The sequence below is a fragment of the Saccharicrinis aurantiacus genome, from assembly GCF_001660705.2.
In the GTDB taxonomy this organism is placed as follows: domain Bacteria; phylum Bacteroidota; class Bacteroidia; order Bacteroidales; family Marinilabiliaceae; genus Saccharicrinis; species Saccharicrinis aurantiacus.
Window position 1 is genome coordinate 1 of record NZ_LYBV02000039.1, and the last position, 22,991, is coordinate 22,991.

The following is a 22,991-nucleotide window of genomic DNA, read 5'->3' on the forward strand; positions in this document are numbered from 1 at the left end:
AAAAAAGAACTGATAACTGAAGAAAACCTCCCCGACAGAACCTATTATTCTATACTTACTTTCTTCAGTCTAAAAAAAGAGAATTTAAAATATTCTATTTCAAAACTGTAATACAAGAAATTAGATCCGTATTAGCAAAATTAATACCAGATGAAAGGCTGATAGTTCCTCAGTGCCTTGTATGTTGAATAGTAGAACATGGATCAGCTTAATATAGATTATTACTATATGCCCTTGCCATTTCCATAATACAATTAACAATAGAAGTTAGTACTAACCATACTATATTCATAGTAAATATAATATGGCTAATATTGCTAAGCCATATAGTATGGCAATACAACAATATATTCTCACTCCATACAACCCATACTACTTTTGTGAATATAGTTCCAAGGCATTATCTAAATCCTTAAACGACTTTATATACTCTTTACATGCCTGATTAATAACATCTCCTATTGGAATTCGATTGTAGTAACTAATTGCTTTTATAGCCTGAAGTGTAGTTTCCTCAAAAAGATAAGTCGATTTAATCTTACTCGTACTCTTCTTAGTATCGATTACATTATCCTTACTTTCTTCTTGTGTAAAAATATCATTAAAGGTATTTGTAAATTTTTTCTTGGCCATAGTAGTATTATTTGGAATTAAAACGTGCTAGAAATTCGGAACAGAATTTCCCATAATCCAAAGCTCCCAGCGAACCTGGAGAATATGAGAAAATATCTGATTGGCTTGCAGGCGCTTCAGCTATAGATATATTATCACGTATTTTAGTCTTAAAAACTAAATTCTTAAAATTAGAGCTTGTGAAATCTGCTATATCTCTTGATAAAACAGTGTTCTTTTTAAACATGGTTAATAATATTCCTCCAACTTCTAAATTAGGATTTAGTCGCTGTTTTGTTTTTGATATCACTGTTAGAAGATTCTTTAGTCCATGACTTGATAAAAAATGACTTTGAAGCGGTATGATAACATTATTTGAAGCTATTAAAGCGCTCATTGTTAAAGCCGATAATGAAGGTTGGCAGTCTATAAATACAAAATCGAATTTGTCTTCTAATTTCGCTATTAAAGAACGAAGAATATTCTCCTTACCGACCTCATTTAAATGCTCAAAAGAAGATAACTCCATAGAAGAAGGTGCAATAAATAAGTTCTGTTTTACTTCGATTATTGGCAGTTCTTTATCATATAATAGTGAATTGTAGACGTTATCACTACTATCACAACCACAAGACTGTGTCAAGTTAGCTTGAGGATCTACATCAATCATAAGAACACGCTTGTTTCTTCTAGCTATCCCTGCAGAAAGGTTATAAACAGTACTTGTTTTGCCAACTCCTCCTTTATTATTAACTATTGCATAAATATGTTTCATAATACTCTTAATTTTTATCTTTAGTATACTTGATCTTATACTCATTATATGAGCAGTTACTATATAAAGAATCTATATCTGAAACGACTTTCTGTATATTACTAGGTCCATGCATCCTCAGTGATTCATATTTTATATAATTACCTCTCACCATATAGTACCTTACCGAATAATTGACCGTCAGGAACGCAAATATTATTGCAATAAACACAATACCATACAGAGAGATGTTTCGTTTAACTTTCTCATATTGTGACTGATATTGATCTTCCTCCGGATATTTAACGGTACTTGATTGTCGTAGAGTTTGTTGACTCATTATCCTCATAACATCAGAAACACATTCACTAAGTTTCTCTATAGCACTACCAATTGTATTAATAGCCTTGCTATGTTTCTTAATTAAACCATCATTACATTGAGATTCTTGAAGCTCAATTTTTTCAAGAATTGTTTGCAATAACACCAACTGCATATCAGAACTTTGGTCGAATTCTTTTCTTTCGTTTTTTGTCGTTCTCATTTTCTTCAATGTAATTACCTGTAGAGGAACCTATAGAGCCAATTACATTACTCATGGTATCTATCGGCATGTTTTTATCTACAGAAACGTGATTATTAATATAATTTTTAGTTGAGAGTTGTACTTTAGGTGAAATACTATGTCTATTATCAATTAAACGGTTCTCAATACTCTTATAGGACAGTTTTCTGTCTATTTCGGATCCTTTAAACGAATATCCATTGATATGAAACGATATGCCTTGAATTACACTCTGATCTCCTCTTTTGTATTTAAAAGCCATCTTAATATTCTTTTTCTCCAAATTCGTACCAAGTTCACTAAAAGAATAACACCTATCTATTGAACTATTAATTAGTAAATAAGCCTTATATTTTGCAGCTTCTTTTTCGTTTAAAGCAGATAAATTCATTTTAGAAACATGTTTTCCTACAGCTGGTATAAGGTTATTTTCCAAGGTGACTTTTTGAGCTGCCTTTTTACCTCTCAACCCAATCCAAGAATCATTAACCTTATTCCCTTGTAAATCAACCAAAGAACTCACTATGTGGAAGTGTGAATGTTTTTTATCATTGTGATGTACAAAACAATAAGGAGAACTATCTAGGCCCAATTCATTAAGATACTGCCTGCCGTATTTAACCATATCCAAATTACTAGGCTGTTCTTCATGTGGAAATGATAAGATAGCATGTACAACATGCTTATTAAGTTCAGGCAGTAGTTCTCGGTTTGTATTGAAATCAGCAGCCATTAATTTATAGTCATAATTCCGAACTCCATTTGAATCAATAACTGTTGCTCTTTTTTCATCTTGTAATAGATATTTACAACAACCATAAGCATCACTGCCCATTACAATTTTGCTAATCATACCTTTATCTGTTTAATTACAGAATCTAACTCTTGTAAAGATTTTAGAAGAATAACAGATATGGAAGCCATACCTTGAGTGTGACTATTTTTTGCTAACTGATTAATATTATTGCTCATTCCTGCTAACTTACGATATAGAGTAATTTCCTCGCTAGACATAGTTTCTTTAATCTGTTTATCAAGAGCTGAATTTCTAATAAAAGTTGAGATGGAAATTCTGCATTTATCAGATTTATTTTTTACAACATCATACTCCTGTTGATTTAATCTTACAGTGATTTTTATACTACGTAGATTATTCATTTTTTATATTTTTATGCGACTATCAGGAGCAAAAAACAAGCGTTGATAGAGTTTGAAAAAGTCGGGCATTGCCCTCTATCAACACCGCTTGCTCTAGAATTCCGTCAAACTATTACTTATTGTTATTTAGATATGAATTGACATCTTTAAAATCAGCATAAAAGGATGATGCATCAATTGATTTCAAAGTGCTTTCTTTAATAGTATTACTAGCCCTATATCCAGACTCATCATTATCAAAGAAGGTTGTAATTAATTTATAATTGGTGGCAATTTTAATAGCCTCATTAAGCATAGAAATGGAGTTTAGTATTATATAGTCGCGCTCATATTCCATAGCTGGGAAAAGTTGTATGAAGGATAAAAAATCAATAAACCCTTCAAATAAGAAACATTCATTTTTACCATTATTAATTATTGAAATACCTTTTTTGCCTATACACCCTTTCCAAAATTTATTGCGAAGTTCATAACCGCCATAAACACTCTTAAATCCAATTGCGAAGTAGTTCTTATCATTCATTTTATAATATACTTCTTCACAATACCTTTTGCATAATAGTACTGATAATCCCCTTTTATGAGTAATGTAATTTAAGAGTGCTTTATTATTTAGTTCTTTAACTTTATAAGTATGCTTTTCTTCAATTACATCTTTATTTACTGCCTGATGAAAAGAAAGAGAACTATTATTACGTGTTTCACTTAATACTCTTAAAGCTTTCGATATCGTTGTTAAACTATGAAGTCTCATAACTAAATCTAGTATATTGCCTCCTTCTCCTAAACCATGATCAAACCAACAATTCTGTTTTATATCAACTTTGAAAGATGCTTTTGATTCATTCTGTCTAATCATACTAATAAACCAGTAGTTATGTTTATAGATTCTACAGGGCTCAAACCCTAACTCCTTTAGGTATGATACAATTGGGATATTTTTTGCTTGATTACAATTCATAATAATTTAGATTTAGCAGATTCTTACAACGGAACAAATGAGGTGAATGGGACTAATAGGACAAATGAGTCAAACGGGACAAATAACGCAAGTGGAACAATATGGATGGAACAGAACAAGACTTCACGAATTCCAAAAAACAAACCTATCATTCTTTAAGCCACCGAGATATCGTACTCTTGGACTTCCCAAGAGTAGCGGCAATTTGTTCCATCGTATTACCAGAATCACGAAGACTCATTGCGATCTCTTTCTTTTCATCAGTATTTCTAAATACACCCTGACCTAAATGTTCAAGTTCATCTACGTTTTCTTCAATAACTTCAAACCACAAGGACTCTGGATTTAAATGAAGTAGCTTTGCTCCAACTTGGTCTGCACAGTTTCGAGATTTAGACCTTTTTAAAATACGGTAAGACTCATTTTTTGTAGATTTTCTTAAGAAAAAATCGCCATCAGCCAAATCTGACTTACTGCCTGCGCCCGATTGCAAGTCACTTTCTGTTGATAGTGCACGTGTATTTTTTCGTGTATGATCAACTAAAACAATAGAACACTGAGATAAGCTTCTCAGGTTTAATAATTCTCTCATAGCTATAATGGCATCTCTATTTGAGTTGCCATCAGAATCACGAAATGCTAACTTAAAATTATCTATTACAATAAGGACAGGCTTATGGGTATCCACAATCTCGCTTATTTCATGCAATTCTTCTTGGAGAGTATTTGTAGTTGTATATACCCTAGTTTGATATTTACTTTGGTTTAGCAACGTAGGTGGCGATTTGAAAAGATTATCTAACCTTCGCTTAAACATATCTTCGTCAAGCTCAAAATTAATCAATAAAGTATTCCCATTTATCTCAATCTTCTCTCCGCAAAAAGAGCTCCATCCTGAGGAAACGGCTAAGCATATCTGCAGACTCAGGAGAGTCTTACCTGTACCACGTTCACTAGGGTTATGAACCAAAGAGTTTTCTAATATATAAGAACCCCAGATACATTTAAGCGGTTCTAATAAAGAACCTTCATCGGCTAATTCTTTCGCTGTTTTAAGTGAAGATGGATTGTAAACTTTAGAATTAAGAGATATAATTCTCCCATTCAAATTTTTTTGTAAATTTGTCATATTAAGATTTATAATGAATTTAATTGATAGGAGCCGGAAGTGATGAGTCAGCTCCTATTTCTTTGAATATCGTTTTCTAGATTTTTTCATATTTGATAATGAAGATCTTTCATTAGTTAGCTTTGTCGATTCTTTTCTATTTGCTAAAACCCAATTTTCAAGCTCATTACGACTAAATAGCAGGCGGCCAGAATCATTCCACGAAGGTAATTCACCTTTAGAAGCTTTGATGTATACAGTTGAAACCGATCTTCCCAAGAGCTTAGCGGCATCCTTTACTTGAATAATATCACCTGTATTCTCCTTTGGTTCTTTTTTAGTACGTTCAATTTCTTTACCTAAATCTGTTAGCTGGTTAATTAAATAATCAACCTTTTGATTTAATAATCCAAAATTGAGATTGTTAGCTTGTAATTCTGTTTGTTGAATCCTTTCAAGTTCTGTATCCATATGCAGAAGTTTTTAATTGCTTTTAGATTTTTATATTTCTACTGCAAGTATAATCAAAGTGGGTAGTGCTGACACGAATTAAAATATTCTCATAAAAAAAAGATTAAATAGAATTATAATTTGGCAAGTTTTTGAATAATGAAACTTCTTCTGAATTATTCAAATCATTGATCGAATTAAGAGTGAAATCTGCAGGGGTTTTTAAATCGACATTAAAAGACTTTACGAGCAGGTTCATGTATAACTCACTTTTACGATCTTCAATAATAATATAGTTGAATTCCTTCAACTGATATAAAAAGGCTGCCAGATACACGTTCTTTTTCTTCCCTTTTGCATACTCCCAATATAAATTTTGTCCATCAATTCTTAAAAATCGTTTCTCCTTAAGATAATTCATTACCAAATCCCACGATTTACATCTATCTAATTTTTCAGAATTTGTCATCCATATATCAAATAACTCTTTCGGTACCTCTTTAGCTTTCGCTACAATCTCTTCTAATTTAATAACCTTAAGACGCTTCCTGAACAATTCAATTATAGCCTTAATATAATTTAATAAGACTCCATCGAGCTTTGTGCTCTCTAAATAACAATCTTCAACTACCTTTTCTTGAATCTTGCTTTCAATAGTATAAATACTTAAATAAAGTTCTTTTCTATTATCAGGTTTTAATTGTTTTTCAAACCAATCATCAGAATTCTTCCTAATTCGTTCACATACGTAATTATGATTAAACTCTATCCTGTCACTTTGTGTTGGATATTTTTCAACAAAGTCATACTGAGACATAAGCATAGTCATATTTCTTGTTATATAATCAATGCCCCAATCATCAGGAACACATGGCTTTATAATAAACTGCAAAGTCTTTCCATAAGCAGCGAATAATTCTGCAGTATTATGCTTTACAAGTGATGGCTGTGTTCCTGCAACGATTTCATCTATTTGTTCCTGAGGTACGATATCTATCAATCCACCTACTATTCCATTTGGAACGATTGTATATCCCATAATTAATTAGATTTATTGATTATTCAAACAAAAGTACAAAATGTGTGGGGAAATGTGTAGGAAACAAAAAAGCCACTTACAAGAATAATCTCGTAAGTGGCTATTAATCAACGTGGGCCCACCTGGGCTCGAACCAGGGACCACCTGATTATGAGTCAGGTGCTCTAACCAACTGAGCTATGAGCCCGCAACCGATACAAAGTGTTTTTGTATATTGCGGTTGCAAAAATAGTAAGTATTCGCTAACTAACAAATACATTGTAGAAAAATTATGAGTAAATATTCTCACATTAAAAATTTAATCTTCGACCTAGGTAATGTCGTTGTCGATATTAACCTGGATATCACCACCAAACGATTTAAACATATGGGGTGGCAGGGTAAAGAAAATTTTTTAGATAAATACCAACAAGCCTCATTTTTCGGGGATTTTGAAAAAGGAAAGATTAATTCTGATGAATTTATTAATGAAATAAAGGGATTAACCACCAAAAATAATTCCTCAGAAGAAATTACAGATGCCTGGAATGCCTTAATTCTGGATTATAAACAAGAACGTATTGAATGTATTTTAAAACTTAAGGAGAGATACAATATATATCTACTGAGCAATACCAATCCTCTGCACATTAGCGCCTGCGAAAATTTAGTTCCTATAGCTGGTTCTCTCAATAATTTATTTGATAAGTTATATTATTCGCACAAAATGAAAATGCAGAAACCCAATGCTGAAATATATACCACCCTAATTAAAGATGCGAATATTTTAGCTGAAGAAACCTTGTTTTTAGACGATTCTGAACTCAATATCTCCTCAGCAAAAGAATTAGGTATTGATGGATGGCACATTGATGATTCTGATGCTTGGGTAGCAAAGGCCACAAAACATCTATTATAATTGCATTTTTAAATAAAGCAATGGGGTAAAGGGTATTGATTCTGAATTTGTAAATATAGTACTCAATTGGTTGTAAGGTATTTTCTCAAAACTTGAATATTTGGTATTATCTGTATCAAATACGTTAAGTATTGAGAGACCTAACTCCGCATCTAGTTTTGAAATATTAAATTTATATATCAAGGATACATCAAATCTATTATATGGTGATTCTGTATACTCTGGATTGGAATAACTAGGATAAAATGGCAAACCACTACCATAAACATAATTGCCTGATATATAAAAGTCACGTACACTAAATAGACCTGCTAATTTTAGTTCATGGCGCTGATCTTGTGGTGCTCTCAAGTATTCATCATCCCTAAAATAGGAGAACAATTCTTCAGTTCTCCCTAATGAATAACTAGCCCAAATATTGTGCTTCTTAAATTCCTTCTTTACAAGAAAATCAACCCCATAACTCCTGCTATTACCAATAAATTTTTGATCTAACCTCCTTGTTTTAACATAACGTGTTTGACCTTCATTTTTTTTGTAAAATGATTCCATACTAGCGGTAAATCCATCGTGAGAATATGTGATACCTGCTACGGTATGATTCGATAACATAAGGGGTATATTAGTATTATCCGCAATTACCCAAGAATATTTATAACTCCCATTATCATCAACCACAGAACTTTTTACTAAAAACTGATGGTATTTACCTATGGCAAAGTTTACCTTTATTCTTGAATTAGCCTTGAAATGAAGGGATGCGCGTGGATCGCAATATATTTTATTAATACTAGAAGAATAATTAAAACGTAGTCCCGCCTTAAGTTTTATACGAGCACCTATCTTTATTTCATCCTGAATAAAACCATTAAACCGAAGATCTTGTTCCTCATATTGAAACAAATTATAGTTGAATGAATCTTCTTGTAAAACCACTCTATTTTCAATTAAAGATAGTCCGGTTTGAATGTAATGCACATCATTTAATAAGAAATTATGGGTAAATCTTAATTCTAATTCTGATACTTTATCTTCGTTCGAATCATTTCTCCATGGGTTTGTTATATCACCTCTAGGTATATATACATCTCTTACTCTATCAACATCAGAATTAAGGCTAGAATAGCTTAGCTTAATATCTGATGAATTACCATTTTTCCATGTTTTTCCATAAAATATCGTTCCTCCATTCTGCTTATTATCTTCCTGATTATTCTCTTTTATTTGTGATTTCTCTCTTTCCTGATTTAAAGAATAGGAGAAGTTATCTTTTGCTGTTAACAAACTCACAAAAAACAAATCTTTATTATCTCCCTGTAGGGTGTACTTTAAATTAATATCATAAAATTGATAATCAGGCTGAACATAAAGTGGATAAACGTTATCAGGATTGTCATTAAAGCGCTCTACAAATCGTATACTATTAGCATCAATCAAGTTCTTATAAGATTGTCGATAGGCAAGCATCAAGGATGATTTTTTTAAAATAGGAACCTCAACCATTGCATTAACCGTTTGATTGTTCACAAAAAGATTGGCTCCAGCCTTTTCTTGATTCCCATTAGATCCTATAATATTTACAATGCCTCCACTCATATCGCCATGCTGAACATCATAACCTCCTTTCATTACTTCAATATTCTTAGCTAGGTATGGGTTTACAGTGCTAATATTATCGCTTACGGTACGTAGTCCCCAGATTGTAAATCCATCAAAAACAACACGACTGGTTCCCTCTGGACTCCCCCAAATTATTAAATCATTTGATTGTTCTCCTGCCGCAAGTATACCAGGCTGTAATCGCAAAAGATTAAATACAGAATTATCGCCATTACCAGGTAAATATTTAGCTATATAATGATTAAGTTTAGTTAAACCAGACTCTTCTCCAAGCTGATAACTTGTATTAACCTTACTTTGCTGTATGATAATTTCTTTTAGTCCAATACTAGCAGGAGTGAGGTATAAAAGATGTTTGGTATCAGAAGTAACTGTAGTATCAAGCGTATAACACCCCAGGTGAGACGCCAAAATATTAAAAACGCTATCCTCAGATTCTGGAAACACAAAAACTCCCTTAACATCAGTAATGGTATTGTAGCCGTTTATCGAAACATGTGAAAAGGGGAGAGGATTGCCACTTCCTACTTCGAGTAATTGACCAGAACACGAGTAGGTTTTTTTTGGGGTTTTTACTTCAAAAGGGTATATAACAAAAACCTCCCCACTCTTTTTGTATTTGAGGGGAAGGTTTTCTATTAAACTAGAAACAAGTTGATCGCTTGAGTTAAACTCAGCATTTATAGTAATATCAAATTGAGATAGTAAGTGATCATCAAAAGAAAATTGCATTTGATCACCTTCTCTTAATTCAATTAAAACTTGATTTAAGGGCTTCTTTTCACAATTAACAATGTATGATTGAGCAGAAGCATTACTACAGTACAAGGTTGATAATAGTAAGGCAATAAAAATATATTTATTCAGGTATTTTTGTTTCAGTAATAACAAATCCATTTAGTGTTTTTTCAAAACTTAAACCAAGAGGCAAACAAACCATTTTAACAACTTCTTCTACTGATCTGTTTCGCATAAAGTTACCACTATAAAGTTTATTTAGCTTAGCTTTTACAACAATTTTAGTATTGTACTGGCGTTCAATTTCTTCAAAAACATATTTTATTGGTGTACTTGTAAAAATGAACATATCGTTCATCCACATTATTTCATTATCAACACTCTTTAGTTTACGTAAGGCTATAGATCCATCAGTATTAATTTCAGCAGATTCGTTAGGTACAATATCTGTTACGTGTCCGTTGTAAACTGATACAACCCTAACTTTACCAGTGTAACAGGTTACCTTATATTGCTCTGATCGGGCAAAAACGTTAAAGCTGGTTCCTAAAACAATGGTACGCCCACGGGATGATTCAACCGTGAAAGATTTCCCTTTCTTTACTTTAAAGAAAGCTTCTCCATCTAATTGTAATTTACGGTCTATTTTCCACCATAAAGGTTTATAAGAAATTTTTGATACTGCATTCAGCTCTACTATTGAACCATCGGGCAAAGTTGCTGACATATGCTCAGAGGCCTTTGTAATTACCGATTTAGTATACAAATATGAAAAACTAGTAACTGATAGCAACATAACAATTGCTGCAGCTGCACTAATTTTAATCCATGCTAGTTTTACAACTTTACCTTTTTTCTGTTCTTGTTCTTTATGAGGTGGATCTTCTTCAAGAGAAAGTACATCAGATAACTCACTCCATACCTCAGCCTCCGATTTCGAAAACGAAACCTCTATCTCAGGAAAAGCACTAATTCCTTCCTTAAGATTTTTTGAGTTATTATGTGATTTATCTCTTTTCATGATGTTAATATTGCTTCTCTTAAAAACTGAAGGGCATTTTTCATCCGCTTCTCAACTGCTTTTACACTTAATTCTAAGCGTTCAGCTATTTCGTAATATTTTAGTTCTTCCATCCTGCTTAAAAGGAATACCTCTCGCTGCTTATCTGGAAGTTTTTCTAGAGCTGTTTCATATTTCTGATTTAACTCCTTATACTCAAGCACTTCTTCTGGTGATTGATAAGTATCTGGCGGAGGAGCTTTGGCAGCATAATTTGCCACTACCTTATCGTGCCTATATTTACTAATAAAAATATCTGAGGCCATTTTATAAAGTAAACCTATAATTTCCTTTGGTTTACTGTTTGGCTTTTTTTCCCAAAGTTTTACAAAAACTGCTTGAGCGATATCAGTGGCTACGTCTTCAGAGGCACCTTTATAAAAGATATACCTACGTAATTCCGAAAAGTGCTCGTCAAATAATATTTTAAATTCGGCAGATGTCAAATCAATTTCAACTTTATCTATTTAAAAATAATTTACGAACCCAAAATTAATTGAGTCCGTAAATTTAACCGTTTTCACGGACTTCTATGATGATTTTTACTATTCTTCGTTTTGAACTTCAGCTCGTTCTATTTTATCTCTTTTATGTTCTCCAATTGTAATTTCTTTCGATTCTTCTTCTGTAGTAACCACAGCAATGTTATCACATTCTCCATCACCATAATTAATAGTTGCAAAAGTATTATCTCCTTTAGTAATATTAACCTCTCCACTCACAACAAATCTACAATCGCCTTTTTTAACTAAAGGTGTAGTAATATCTCTTCTGTAAGTATTACCATCTGAATCTTCACAATCAGCCCAACCTGTTATTTCCATAACATCATCCGAATGATCCTCTGGAGTATCTAGACCTGTTGACCAAGTTCTTATTTTCTCGGCAGTACGGTTAATCGTTACACCTTCTGGTAATACAATCACTAAATCACTAACTATATTAACTACTTTATCTTCCGTTTTACCCCCAGTAAAGCTTTTAACAGAGGTACCATTCATATTTACGTCGTCAACAGTAAAATTATTATAGGTAATTGTTCTGGTTGAACCACCTATCACATCTTTATTAGATAATACAATCTCAACTTCTCCACTTATAATTCTGCCATCTGTAAGTTCCGTACTATCGCCATAATCTAAAATTACCGTTCTTGGGAAACCTCCTTCTTCTGAACTAATAGTAATGTTAGGACATTCTCCTGAACGGTACCGACTCTCATGTTTTCTTCTATAATCAACTTCTGTTGATTTTAACAACTCATTTGATGATGATTCAATCGTTAAAGATTCCATTGAAGATTCGCTTCCTGAAAATAACTCAACCTCATATTCAGCAGCTTCTACAGCATCATCAACTGAGGCCTCTGTGGTTGCAATAGATTCTGAAGTCAAGGTTATATCTTCAGAATTTGTAACTAACTCAGATGAAGAATCTATCTTATCTTTATTACATGATAATAATGTTGTTAATGCTGCAACAGTTGCAATTAGTATCCTTTTCATAATTCAAAATTTATAGTTTTTAACATGCCTACAATAGAATACCGATTTAGCTGTTGTTTACCCTACTAATTTAATTAACTTTTTTGTAAATAATTTTATTTTTAAGACATAAACTATTAATTAATAGAAACATAGGAATTCAAATATTTTCCCATAAACCGATAAATATAAGTGAATATTCTGCTGAACTATCAAATTTCCAAAATAGATATTGTTCGAAATACATTCGACGTTATTCCGATATTTGATCTATAAATTTCGGAAAAACATCGTTATAATATCTTTAAAAATTGATCAAAAGGAATAAAAATAGTTGGTAAGTAATTTAAAATATCGGCGATTGAGTTTGGTGCAAAAAAAAAGAGACTCAAAATTAATTGAATCTCTTTTTTTGCTCCCTCTCTAGGACTTGAACCTAGGACCCCCTGATTAACAGTCAGGTGCTCTAACCAGCTGAGCTAAGAAGGAATGTTTCCTCTGGTATTTCCAATAAATGCTCCCTCTCTAGGACTTGAACCTAGGACCCCCTGATTAACAGTCAGGTGCTCTAACCAGCTGAGCTAAGAAGGAGTATGAACATTTATATTACTCTCGTTTGAGCAATGCTTTTTTCTAAATGCGCAGCAAAAGTAATAGCTTATTTGATATTATGCAATATCTTTGAGGAAAATTTTCAAAAAAAATATCAATAAAAATATAAACAACAGATTATGAGCAAGATATTGGGAATGGGTAATGCATTGGTTGATATACTCACTCGAATGGAAAACGATGAAATTCTTGAAAACCTTGAATTTCCTAAAGGAAGTATGCAATTAGTGGATGCAGATACGTCTGCAAAAATATTAGAACAAACTGCTAGTTTACCTAAAGAACAAGCTTCAGGTGGGTCGGCTGCCAACACCATACATGGATTATCAAACTTAGGTGTTAATACCGGATTTTTTGGTAAAATTGGTAAAGACGAAATGGGCGCCTTTTTTAAATCAGATATGAGTGCTAAAAATATTGAGCCTCTATTATTAGAAAGCGACATGGACTCAGGTAAAGCGGTTGCCTTAATTAGTCCGGATAGCGAACGAACTTTTGCTACCTATTTAGGTGCTGCCTGCGAATTAGCAGCCGATGAAATAACAGAGGACTTGTTTAAAGGCTACTCACACTTCCATATAGAGGGTTATTTGGTATACAACCAACCTTTGATAGAGAAAGCTCTTCAAATGGCTAAAGAGTCTCGTTTAATCGTTTCATTAGACTTGGCTAGTTTCAACGTTGTTGAAGATAACTTGGCATTTTTAAAAGATATGGTTGCCAAATATGTTGACATTTTATTTGCCAACGAAGAAGAAGCCAAAGCATTTACGCAAAAAGAAAATCATGAGGCTGTTAACGCAATGGCTGAGGATTGTAATATTGCTATTTTAAAATTAGGAAAAGAGGGTTCTTTAATCCGCCAGTTTAACGAGACTGTACAAGTGGGTATTATTGATGCCAATAGCATTGACACAACGGGTGCAGGCGATTTATATGCAGCTGGTTTCTTATATGGCTTGGTTAACTATTTACCTTTGCAAAAGTGCGGAGAATTAGGTGCATTACTATCGGGTAAAGTTATTGAAGTAGTTGGACCAAAAATGGATGAAACACGTTGGAATACGATTAAAGCAGAGATGGATAAGATTTTGAACTAAGATCGTAGATAATCGACTTTTAATTGATTTGTATACATAACACGAAAGGCTGCCCAATTTGAGCAGCCTTTTGTATTTATTACTTTTTATCAATATCAACTATAGAGAAGCTGTTCTCCAAGTCCATGATGAAATATCAATTGCATCAGAATCAGCTCCTGAATTGAAATCGAAGTTTTTTCCTTCACCATCTTTATCAGTTACGTCGGCTGCAGAACCATCAACAATAACATTAGTTGTTGCACCAGCATCTTTCATGTTTAATTCAATATCATATCCCTCAATATGTAATCCTGTGATAGTTGCACCAGATTCTTTTTTGAATTGTAAACCAGTTCCACCAGTATTAGAGATTGCTGTAACATTAGTGAATGTAGGGTTTCCATTATCTTTATCACCTTCAAAAGCAGTAGAGAAACCTTCAATTGTGTGTGAGATATAAGTATTCTCAACAGCACCATTCCATCCTTCAGTCCAATCCACAGCATCATCCTCGTTATTTTCAAGGTAAATGTTTTTAACCATAGCAGAACCGCCAAAGAATTCAATACCATCATCAGCACCGTCGATAACAGCAATATTCTCTAATGTAGTACCTGAACCTACAGCATATAAAGAAACACCATTATATTGAGACTCTGAATTAATTGAAGCTCCCGTACCTTTTATTACTAAATAAGTGATAGAACCTGAATTATCATCAGCACTGTTTCCTCCATAGACAAAACCACCTACTTCAGCCACAGCATCAACACCCGCTGTAGTGCTTGCTTTACCACAAATTGTTAAACCACCCCAATCGCCAGGCTCTGCATTAGCAGAAGAAATTACAACTGGGTTATCAGCAGTACCATTGATGTTAATTTTTCCACCCATTAATACAGCAATATAAACTGAAGTACCATCAGCTGCAGCTGTAATTTTTGTACCTGCGGGTATTGTTAATTCTGCACCTTCTTGTACAATGTAAGATCCGGTTAGTTTGTATTTAGTATCCGCATTTAAAGTAACCTTACCAACAACGTTACCCGTTAACTCAGCACTAACACCAGCACTAACCCAAGTCCAATCAGAAATATCAACCATTTCAGAATCTTTACCTGAGTTCAATTCATATTTAGTTGCATTACCTTCAATATCTAATAAAGTAGCATCAGGATTAGCTCCATCAATAAATACATTACTTAGGCTACCTTCATCTTTCATATCAAGGTCAACTTCGTAACCAGAAAGGTAAAGACCTGTGATTGTTGAACCCGACTCTTTTTTGAATTGTAGTGCAGTTCCACCAGTAGTAGAGATTGCTGTTAAATTGATAATTTTTGGATTATTGTTATCCTTATCTGCCTCAACAACTGTTGAGAAATCAGCAATAGTATGTGATACATAAGCATTTGTAACCGTACCATTCCATCCTTCAGTCCAGTCAATAGCGTCATCCTCATTATTTTCTAAGAAAAGGTTAGTAACGCTTACTGATCCACCAAAGAACTCAACTCCATCATCAGAACCATTAATAACAGCTAAGTTTTCAACAGTAGTTCCTGAGCCTACAGCATAAAAAGAAACCCCATTATATTGTGATTCTGAGTTAATAGATGCTCCAGTACCTTTAATAACCAAATATCTGATTGACCCTGAATTATCAGCATCATCGGCACCACCATAAATAAAACCACCTACTTCAGCAACTGCATCGGCACCAGCGGTTGTTTTAGCTAAACCACAAATGGTTAAACCTCCCCAATCTCCAGGGTTACCTTCAGCAGAAGTCATCACAACAGGGCTAGTTGACGAACCTTCAATATTAATTTTAGAACCCGTAAGAATACCAATATAAACTTCGGTTCCACCGGCATCAGCAATAATCTCTGTTCCTGCAGGAATTGTAAGTGTTGCACCTTCTGTAACGGTAAACGATCCTGTTAATTTGTAAGACGTTGATGCTTCTAAAGAATAATCTTCAGTAAGCTTACCTTCCATTACTCCTTTTTTAAGATTTTCAAGAACTGTAGCGTTTTCGCCTTCTTCCTTTTCTTTATCATCATCTTTACAACTTGTTAAGAATGGAACTGCTAATAGAGCAATAGCTAAAATTCTTAATGCTAACTTTTTCATTTTTTCTTCTGTTTAATTAAATAGATTAATCGGATTTAATTCAAATCAATTCTTAAACCTAAGCTTAGGTTTACACCTTTCTTATATGATAAAACGGTCTCGTTAGACGCATCGTCATTCAATGGTTCTATTAACTGAGTTTGTTTAATTGTTGGATTTAATAAGTTCTTTCCTGAGAATCGAAGCGATACTCTTTTTGATATTTTTTTACTTAAAACAAGATCGAGCGTAACGAATCCTTTTTCTATAATTTCGTTATTAAAATAGAGGTCACTACCTGTAAAATCCTCCGGAGAACCGAGAGAAAATATCTTATCTGATGAGTAATTTCCACTAATTGTGGCCACAAATTCTTTAGGCTTGTGATTACTAAAACTTAAACTTCCGTTTAAAATAAGATCTGAGGCTCCTTGTAAATCGCTAGTTGTTTTACTATTGTATTGAAACTCTTCGAGCAAATCTTGTTCAAACCACATTTTAGTGGCATTAAATGTAAAATCTAAACCTGCTTTTCCTTCGGTTTCTGATTTTATAAGATCGAATCTGCCTTCAAGCTCTAAACCATATACATTTGCTTCTTCTCCGGTGTTTGCATAATAAAAGATACCTGACGAACCGCGAGTTTGCGTCATATTAATTGGATCGTTAATTAACTTGTAAAAAGCAGTTGCTGAAAGTAATTGTCCTCTGCTTGGAAACATTTCGTATTTTAAATCGAAGTTATAGTTATCTGATTTCTGTAACTCAGGATTACCTCTGGTTACACGTCCTGTTGGTGAAACATATTCAAAAGGAGCAATCTCTTTAAACTCAGGAAGTGTAATTGTTTTACTAGCCGCAAATCGTAATGCACTCTTATCGTTTAATGCATATTTAAGGTTAAGCGCTGGTAAAATATTATTATAGGTGTTTTTTACCGCACCAATACGTGTTTCACCCGTTTCTTTATTAATATAGTTGGCAACATCCCAACTAACATCTATTATATCAGCTTCATAGCGAGCACCAAGGTTAACGGATAATTTATTAACATCATATGTAAAATTTAAAAAGCCTCCATAAACTAAAAGTTCAGCTTCATATAAATCAGGGTCTCTATCTTTCAATAATAAAGATCCATTATCGTAAAGATCAGTATCCAATAAAACTTCATCCATATTATCAATGGATTCAAATTGAACTCCTTTACCTTTAACACCTACAAATAATGAATTAAAATCTCTGGTTTTATTTCTAAAATTAGCTCCAAAATCCAGCTTCATTAACTTATCTTCTTCGTCTACTAATTTTAATTCGTCATTAATATAGCCGTTCAGTTCGTTGTCTTTAATTCCTTGTGTTGATTTGCGTTGCTGAAAATCACCTACGTGAGCAAACTGAGAGTAGTCGTCGAAAATATTCACCTCATTACGAATACGGTTTGGTTCTTCAGCATCCACCATATTGTAACCAAAAGCCCATTTTACCTTATTTTTATCGCCTAAGGCATGTGATCCAAGTAATTGATTTACCACAATGTTTGATTGCTTGAGGTTTTGATCTCGCACAAAAGCTTCTGTTTCTTTAGGGTCCTGATCATATACATAACCATTTTCATTTCTACCTTGCTCATAAAGCATATCTGTTGTTTTATGAACAAATAAACTATTATAGCTTAATGAATGATTCATGTTAAAATCATAAGTTAAACTAGCTAATGCAGTGGTATTATACTCTGTTTGAAATTGCTCTACATCATCGAAAGCAGTATTTAATACATTAGAACGGTAGCTTTTAAATTCTCCGGTATAATAATCGGAAGAAGCAGATTGCGAAACCGTAGCAAAAATGGATAGCTTATTAATTTTACCACCACCAACTAAAGACATGCGATAGTTTACTGGCGTCTTTTTTACACTAGTATTCCAACTTTGTTGTGTAATGGCATCATTAGTAGAATAAGGTGCACTGTAGTAACCTAGTGTTTGATCGCCGTAGTTTTGAGTAGCTCTGAAATTACCAAATATTCCATCGTTAATAACATTTGAATTAACACCACCACGAAGACCTAATGTGATTTTTGTTGCTGATGTTTTGGTATTAATATCAACAATTCCGGAAGTTTGATCGGCATAACCCCCAGGGCTATAAGTTTTACTAATTCCTACATTTTTTATGATGTTTGTTGAGAAGAGATTCAAATCGATATTCTTCTTTTCCACATCATCAGAAGGAACGGGTAATCCGTTTAAGGTAGTAGTTAGGTAACGATCGCCTAAACCGCGGATATAAACGTCTCCTGAGCCTTCACTTTTAGTAACACCCGATATTTTTGATGTGGCATCTGACGCATCAGAAACCCCTAAGGCCGACATCCTTTTTGCACCAATACTCTCTTTAATAATAGAAGCCTTTTGTTGCTCCATCATTAAGTAATTCTCTGATTCTCTGTTTGCTTTGGCAACCACACTAACCTCTTGAATATCCATGGTAGCTTGCGAAAGCTTAATATCCAATACGGTTTCTTGATCGGCTGTGATTGTGATGTTTTCGAATACCTGTGGATCATAAGAGATATATTGAACTCTTATTTTGTAGGTTCCTGCATCGATAGGTGGCATGGCATACTCACCCATGAAGTTTGTGATTGTTCCTATTGTTGTTCCATCAATAACAACTGCTGCACCAACTAATTCTTCCCCAGTATTAGCATCGGTGATTTTCCCCTTTAAAAAACCTTGTTGAGCAAAACCTGTTCCTATTCCCAAAATAGTTAACAGTACTGCAACAATTAAACTTTTTTTCATTCCAATAAGTGTTTTTAGTCATATTCAACTTCTTCAATTGTTTTCCTTTCCTGTGTAAAAAGAAAAATGATAAGAATCAGTTGTTAATTAGTGGAAGCAAAAATAGAGTGCTATTACGGACTGTTAGCTAATTAAATATTAAGGGTGTGTGAATTATTGGTTAATCGAAATAAACTATTACATGCTATATATTAATTGGTTAGGGCTATTATTAGGTAAGTTATTAATGTTAAGAATTCATTTAAGTAATATTGAATTAAATATTTGATAACATTAAGCCGTTTATCGAACTACTTCGGTACTCGATATCCTATTTATTTCAATTATAGGGATAGAATTTATACTATTGATTTAGGTTGCAATATGTATTTGATATACAAATAACACAATAATATATTAAGGCCACTTTTCTATTGAGGTTTACACAAAACTATATTTTGCAGGCGGAAAGAAGGGGAGGCCTACATAAAACTATATATGGCCATCCGGAAAGAATTTACTCTATAAACAGTTTTATATATGGCTGCAGGCAATCATTTAGTGAATAAACAATACTATATATTGGTGTCTGGTAAAAATTAGAGCAATAAATAGAACTATATATGGCCTCTGAGGAGAATGTGGGCTATATATAAAACCATATAAGGCCCAGGCAGTCCCCTAATAGTACTTAAATAAGTAAACTATTATAAAAAACTACTTCTGGCTACTTTGATAAAAATCGCGGTGTGCTTTTATTAGGTTGATTGTATACAATACCAGATTCTTGGTTTCAGCATAACACTCGAGCAATAAAATGCTACCTCGTGTTTTGCCATTACCATCCATAATACGCTTTATCTGCTTTTTACGTAAATCAATAATTAACTCACCTAAATATTGCTGACGCTGGATAATTTCGTCTATCGAATCAAAACGGTGTTCTTTTTCGATGTGAACCAAGTAATTAAAAAAACCCGTAATTTCTTCGAGAAGTAATAATATATCTTCTTGTTGAGAATTTGATAAACCCTTATGATGGTTATCAACGTGAGAAACTATTGGTTTTGTAAGATGCTTTAATACCGATACCAACTCACTAATATAATCCATTGCTTGCACAAAAAAGTGACTTGATTCAAAGTGTTCTTCTCCAAAAAACGAGAAGTTATTAAACAATTCCTTTTTAGTACTCTGCGATAGTTTGTCTAAATAATCTATTCTTTCAGTAGCTTCTTTTAATTGCTTTGAGTTTTCATCAACAAAACCTTGAACCACAAGAATAAATATTTTTGAAGATTCTAAAAGTTGTTTTCTGATGCGCTCACTAGCCAAATCAACCAACTTTGATACATTTTTAATAAGCTGCTTTTCAGCTTCTACTTTTAATAAATGCTTTTCTTTTTCTGCTTTTCTATGGCTTTTAGTAGTGCGATAAAGTACGTAGCCCACCGCAACTAATAAAGGGAATAAGGCATATAGTTTTCCCCACCACAAAATTAATACAATTAAAAACGATGCTATAAAGGCAATTAAGGCTGTTAAAAACCAACCGCCTAAAACCGATAACACACCCGAAATACGATACACAGCACTATCGCGCCCCCAAGCCTGATCAGATAATGAAGTACCCATAGCTACCATAAATACTACAAAAGTGGTTGATAATGGAAAACGAAAGTAAGTACCAATACCTATAAAAATACTTGCTACAACTAAATTTACACTGGCTCTAATTGTATCAAAATAAACTATGTCGTTATTATCACTAATATCCTCCTCAAATTCATCGCGCTTAAACTGCTTACTAATAACGTTGGCTACCTTAACAGGAATAACGGCCTTCACCTTTTCGTAAAAAATAAAGTAATTACGCACAATGGCCCTTGAAGTATGCGATGGCTCAAAGGGTTCATAACCCGAGTCTTGTCGGCCCAAATAAACTTCGGTTTCAGTAACAGAACGCGCCTTACGAGATACAAACAAAGTAATCATCATAACTAGTCCCGATCCTAAGAAAATAAACGGATACCAATTTTTATGAAAAAGTGACTGATTAAGATAACCCGAACCCCAAATATTCATTGAAAATAAAGCCGGATCAGTAATGTCGGATTCAGCAAAAGCCATAAGCCCTTCGATACCCGATAAAGGAACTCCGATAAAGTTAACCAAATCGTTGGCAGCAAAGGATAATGCCAATGCGAACGTGCCAAAGAAAACTACTATTTTAGGAATATCAGCATTGAATACAAAAGAAAGTACTAAGAAGATAAGGAATGATATTGCATAAATAATACCTAAAGCTAATACTAGGTTTTGGTTGATTATCATCTCTAAATCGCCATAAAAGATATCGGCAAATGCACCTTCCTTTTTTATTACCATAAAAAGAATGGCTGTAATGGCAAGTGCTCCCACTAGGGAAAATAAAAACTTAAAACGTTTTTTGTATCGAAACGAGAATATTAACCGGGCTATAAACTGAAATATTGCCCCTGATAAGAATGCAAATACAATTGAAAATAAAATACCACCTACAATAATAAATACACTGTGGGTGTTTATTAAATCGCTTATTACTAAATTGTTCGGATTATCTCCGCTAATTACAATTAAGCCAATGGCTAAAGCTCCGCCCAGTAACTCAAAAATAATGGCCACTGTGGTGGATGTGGGAAAACCGAATGTATTGTATACATCTACCAAAATGATATCCACTATCATTACGGCAAGAAATAGTATAATTAATTCAGTTAAATAAAAGTTTTGTGGATAAAACACGCCCTTTCGAGCTACTTCCATCATGCCTCCTGAGAGTAGGCATCCTGCTATAATACCTATACCAGCAACCAAATATATTACTTTCCTTTTAGCTACTTTTGATCCAATAGCTGCACTTAAAAAGTTAACAGCATCGTTCGAAAGGCCTACTATCAGGTCGATAAAGCCAAGTAATACTAAAATAAATACGATTAAATAAATTTGGTCCATGTATGCGCAAAAATTAGAGTGCAAATATATAAGGATTCCTCATAAAACTCGATTTGTAATATGAACTGTATATTAAATATTAGACTATTAAGTTGACTTAAAAAGTTTTGAGTTATTTTACCTTATCTAAATCTAGAATTTTACATGCCGCATAAGCTGCACCATAACCATTATCAATATTCACAACCGTAATGCCATTTGCACAAGATGTTAACATGCCCAATAAAGCACTCACCCCATTAAAATTAGCCCCATAACCAACACTTGTGGGTACTGCAATTAATGGCACATCAACTAATCCTCCCATTACGCTTGCCAATGCACCTTCCATACCTGCCACAACAATAATAACCTTTGCTTTTCTTATCCTGTCTAACTGAGCAAAAAGACGATGGATTCCGGCCACCCCAACATCGCTAATAATATTGGCAGCATGCCCTAACATTTGAGCCGTTATATGCGCCTCTTCAGCAACAGCTAAATCACTGGTTCCGGCAGTTACAATAAGTATTTCATTTTCATTTAATGGCTTCGAAAGGGAAAACTTATAGGTAAAACACTTTGATAAGGAATGGTATTCTGATTTCGGAAATTGCGATTTTAATGCACTCCCTTTTTCAGCACTAATACGGGTTGCCAATAAATTAACTTGATGTTCTTCCATTTTAGCAACAATATCTATCAGCTGTTCTATGGTTTTATTCTCTCCAAAAACAACCTCAGGATAACCATTGCGTAGTTCCCTATGAAAATCAAGTTTCGTATGGTTAATATCCTCAAAAGGAAGGGTTTTTAAAGCTTCTAAAACCTCATTTAAGGGTAACTCATTATTTTTAAACTGCTGTAGCAAGTTTGTTAAATGTGCTTGATTCATAAGTATTTTTTAAAGACGGAGTTTACAAAAGGGTTTTCATATTTAAGCTACTTAAAACAATTAGTCTAAATCTAACTTATA

Annotated in this window: 19 protein-coding genes and 3 tRNA genes; 2 read left to right on the top strand and 20 right to left on the bottom strand. The window is 33.4% G+C overall.

The genetic code is table 11. The features are described 5' to 3' along the window. Window positions 1-372: 372 nt before the first annotated feature. From A8B35_RS20220 to A8B35_RS20265, 10 genes are all read right to left on the bottom strand, one after another. Window positions 373-633 (bottom strand): hypothetical protein, encoded by a 261-nt coding sequence (locus tag A8B35_RS20220; RefSeq protein WP_075603799.1) that lies wholly within the window; start codon window positions 631-633, stop codon window positions 373-375. Between the two features lie 7 nt (window positions 634-640). After that, window positions 641-1,387: a ParA family protein gene (locus tag A8B35_RS20225; protein WP_075603901.1), complete on the bottom strand. Its 747-nt coding sequence runs from the start codon at window positions 1,385-1,387 to the stop codon at window positions 641-643. A 7-nt stretch (window positions 1,388-1,394) separates the two neighbouring features. Then, on the bottom strand, window positions 1,395-1,910 hold the full coding sequence (locus tag A8B35_RS20230) for a hypothetical protein (RefSeq protein ID WP_139314956.1): 516 nt from the start codon (window positions 1,908-1,910) through the stop codon (window positions 1,395-1,397). Beyond that, window positions 1,864-2,784 (bottom strand): relaxase/mobilization nuclease domain-containing protein, encoded by a 921-nt coding sequence (locus tag A8B35_RS20235; RefSeq protein ID WP_075603801.1) that lies wholly within the window; start codon window positions 2,782-2,784, stop codon window positions 1,864-1,866. The genes A8B35_RS20230 and A8B35_RS20235 overlap by 47 nt, the downstream gene beginning before the upstream one ends. After that, on the bottom strand, window positions 2,781-3,089 hold the full coding sequence (locus A8B35_RS20240; protein WP_075603802.1) for a plasmid mobilization protein: 309 nt from the start codon (window positions 3,087-3,089) through the stop codon (window positions 2,781-2,783). The genes A8B35_RS20235 and A8B35_RS20240 overlap by 4 nt, the downstream gene beginning before the upstream one ends. Window positions 3,090-3,201: 112 nt before the next feature. After that, on the bottom strand, window positions 3,202-4,050 hold the full coding sequence (locus A8B35_RS20245; protein ID WP_075603803.1) for a toprim domain-containing protein: 849 nt from the start codon (window positions 4,048-4,050) through the stop codon (window positions 3,202-3,204). Between the two features lie 148 nt (window positions 4,051-4,198). Beyond that, window positions 4,199-5,179 carry an AAA family ATPase gene (locus A8B35_RS20250; protein WP_075603804.1) on the bottom strand — a complete coding sequence of 327 codons (981 nt, stop codon included), beginning with the start codon at window positions 5,177-5,179 and terminating at the stop codon, window positions 4,199-4,201. Window positions 5,180-5,233: 54 nt separating this feature from the next. Further along, window positions 5,234-5,629, bottom strand: coding sequence for a helix-turn-helix domain-containing protein (locus tag A8B35_RS20255; protein ID WP_075603805.1), 396 nt, complete (start codon window positions 5,627-5,629; stop codon window positions 5,234-5,236). 103 nt (window positions 5,630-5,732) lie between these two features. Continuing rightward, window positions 5,733-6,647 carry a hypothetical protein gene (locus A8B35_RS20260; RefSeq protein WP_075603806.1) on the bottom strand — a complete coding sequence of 305 codons (915 nt, stop codon included), beginning with the start codon at window positions 6,645-6,647 and terminating at the stop codon, window positions 5,733-5,735. 113 nt (window positions 6,648-6,760) lie between these two features. Further along, window positions 6,761-6,834, bottom strand: a tRNA-Ile gene (locus tag A8B35_RS20265). A gap of 84 nt (window positions 6,835-6,918) precedes the next feature. Here A8B35_RS20265 and A8B35_RS20270 point away from each other — a divergent pair. Then, on the top strand, window positions 6,919-7,545 hold the full coding sequence (locus tag A8B35_RS20270; RefSeq protein WP_075603807.1) for an HAD family hydrolase: 627 nt from the start codon (window positions 6,919-6,921) through the stop codon (window positions 7,543-7,545). On the opposite strand, the gene A8B35_RS20275 is transcribed toward A8B35_RS20270, so the two are convergent. The 6 genes from A8B35_RS20275 to A8B35_RS20300 all read right to left on the bottom strand — a co-directional run bounded on the left by A8B35_RS20275 (window position 7,540) and on the right by A8B35_RS20300 (window position 13,038). After that, a complete protein-coding gene (locus A8B35_RS20275; RefSeq protein WP_083634591.1) occupies window positions 7,540-10,062 on the bottom strand; it encodes a TonB-dependent receptor in 2,523 nt (840 codons plus the stop codon). The genes A8B35_RS20270 and A8B35_RS20275 overlap by 6 nt on opposite strands. Then, a complete protein-coding gene (locus A8B35_RS20280; protein WP_075603808.1) occupies window positions 10,025-10,924 on the bottom strand; it encodes a FecR family protein in 900 nt (299 codons plus the stop codon). The genes A8B35_RS20275 and A8B35_RS20280 overlap by 38 nt, the downstream gene beginning before the upstream one ends. Next, window positions 10,921-11,409: a sigma-70 family RNA polymerase sigma factor gene (locus A8B35_RS20285; protein ID WP_075603809.1), complete on the bottom strand. Its 489-nt coding sequence runs from the start codon at window positions 11,407-11,409 to the stop codon at window positions 10,921-10,923. The genes A8B35_RS20280 and A8B35_RS20285 overlap by 4 nt, the downstream gene beginning before the upstream one ends. A 99-nt stretch (window positions 11,410-11,508) precedes the next feature. Further along, entirely contained in the window at window positions 11,509-12,468 is a 960-nt protein-coding gene (locus A8B35_RS20290; protein WP_075603810.1) for a hypothetical protein, read from the bottom strand. 394 nt (window positions 12,469-12,862) lie between these two features. Further along, window positions 12,863-12,936 (bottom strand) — tRNA-Asn (locus A8B35_RS20295). A 28-nt stretch (window positions 12,937-12,964) separates the two neighbouring features. Further along, window positions 12,965-13,038 (bottom strand) — tRNA-Asn (locus A8B35_RS20300). Between the two features lie 140 nt (window positions 13,039-13,178). Here A8B35_RS20300 and A8B35_RS20305 point away from each other — a divergent pair. Continuing rightward, entirely contained in the window at window positions 13,179-14,159 is a 981-nt protein-coding gene (locus A8B35_RS20305; RefSeq protein WP_075603811.1) for an adenosine kinase, read from the top strand. A gap of 99 nt (window positions 14,160-14,258) precedes the next feature. On the opposite strand, the gene A8B35_RS20310 is transcribed toward A8B35_RS20305, so the two are convergent. The 4 genes from A8B35_RS20310 to larB all read right to left on the bottom strand — a co-directional run bounded on the left by A8B35_RS20310 (window position 14,259) and on the right by larB (window position 22,910). Further along, on the bottom strand, window positions 14,259-16,277 hold the full coding sequence (locus A8B35_RS20310; RefSeq protein ID WP_075603812.1) for a hypothetical protein: 2,019 nt from the start codon (window positions 16,275-16,277) through the stop codon (window positions 14,259-14,261). 35 nt (window positions 16,278-16,312) lie between these two features. After that, window positions 16,313-19,063: a TonB-dependent receptor gene (locus tag A8B35_RS20315; RefSeq protein WP_075603813.1), complete on the bottom strand. Its 2,751-nt coding sequence runs from the start codon at window positions 19,061-19,063 to the stop codon at window positions 16,313-16,315. Between the two features lie 696 nt (window positions 19,064-19,759). Continuing rightward, window positions 19,760-22,036, bottom strand: a complete 2,277-nt coding sequence (locus tag A8B35_RS20320; protein ID WP_075603814.1) for an inorganic phosphate transporter — start codon at window positions 22,034-22,036, stop codon at window positions 19,760-19,762. Between the two features lie 112 nt (window positions 22,037-22,148). Continuing rightward, entirely contained in the window at window positions 22,149-22,910 is a 762-nt protein-coding gene (gene larB, locus A8B35_RS20325) for a nickel pincer cofactor biosynthesis protein LarB (RefSeq protein WP_075603815.1), read from the bottom strand. Between the last annotated feature and the right edge of the window lie 81 nt (window positions 22,911-22,991).

Coding starts and splice junctions, on each gene's coding strand:
- A8B35_RS20245 (WP_075603803.1), bottom strand. CDS start 4,050: ATGAATTGTAATCAAGCAAAAAATATCCCAATTGTATCATACCTAAAG.
- A8B35_RS20305 (WP_075603811.1), top strand. CDS start 13,179: ATGAGCAAGATATTGGGAATGGGTAATGCATTGGTTGATATACTCACT.
- A8B35_RS20260 (WP_075603806.1), bottom strand. CDS start 6,647: ATGGGATATACAATCGTTCCAAATGGAATAGTAGGTGGATTGATAGAT.
- A8B35_RS20270 (WP_075603807.1), top strand. CDS start 6,919: ATGAGTAAATATTCTCACATTAAAAATTTAATCTTCGACCTAGGTAAT.
- A8B35_RS20320 (WP_075603814.1), bottom strand. CDS start 22,036: ATGGACCAAATTTATTTAATCGTATTTATTTTAGTATTACTTGGCTTT.
- A8B35_RS20290 (WP_075603810.1), bottom strand. CDS start 12,468: ATGAAAAGGATACTAATTGCAACTGTTGCAGCATTAACAACATTATTA.
- A8B35_RS20250 (WP_075603804.1), bottom strand. CDS start 5,179: ATGACAAATTTACAAAAAAATTTGAATGGGAGAATTATATCTCTTAAT.
- A8B35_RS20225 (WP_075603901.1), bottom strand. CDS start 1,387: ATGAAACATATTTATGCAATAGTTAATAATAAAGGAGGAGTTGGCAAA.
- larB (WP_075603815.1), bottom strand. CDS start 22,910: ATGAATCAAGCACATTTAACAAACTTGCTACAGCAGTTTAAAAATAAT.
- A8B35_RS20235 (WP_075603801.1), bottom strand. CDS start 2,784: ATGATTAGCAAAATTGTAATGGGCAGTGATGCTTATGGTTGTTGTAAA.
- A8B35_RS20255 (WP_075603805.1), bottom strand. CDS start 5,629: ATGGATACAGAACTTGAAAGGATTCAACAAACAGAATTACAAGCTAAC.
- A8B35_RS20230 (WP_139314956.1), bottom strand. CDS start 1,910: ATGAGAACGACAAAAAACGAAAGAAAAGAATTCGACCAAAGTTCTGAT.
- A8B35_RS20310 (WP_075603812.1), bottom strand. CDS start 16,277: ATGAAAAAGTTAGCATTAAGAATTTTAGCTATTGCTCTATTAGCAGTT.
- A8B35_RS20240 (WP_075603802.1), bottom strand. CDS start 3,089: ATGAATAATCTACGTAGTATAAAAATCACTGTAAGATTAAATCAACAG.
- A8B35_RS20275 (WP_083634591.1), bottom strand. CDS start 10,062: ATGGATTTGTTATTACTGAAACAAAAATACCTGAATAAATATATTTTT.
- A8B35_RS20220 (WP_075603799.1), bottom strand. CDS start 633: ATGGCCAAGAAAAAATTTACAAATACCTTTAATGATATTTTTACACAA.
- A8B35_RS20315 (WP_075603813.1), bottom strand. CDS start 19,063: ATGAAAAAAAGTTTAATTGTTGCAGTACTGTTAACTATTTTGGGAATA.
- A8B35_RS20280 (WP_075603808.1), bottom strand. CDS start 10,924: ATGAAAAGAGATAAATCACATAATAACTCAAAAAATCTTAAGGAAGGA.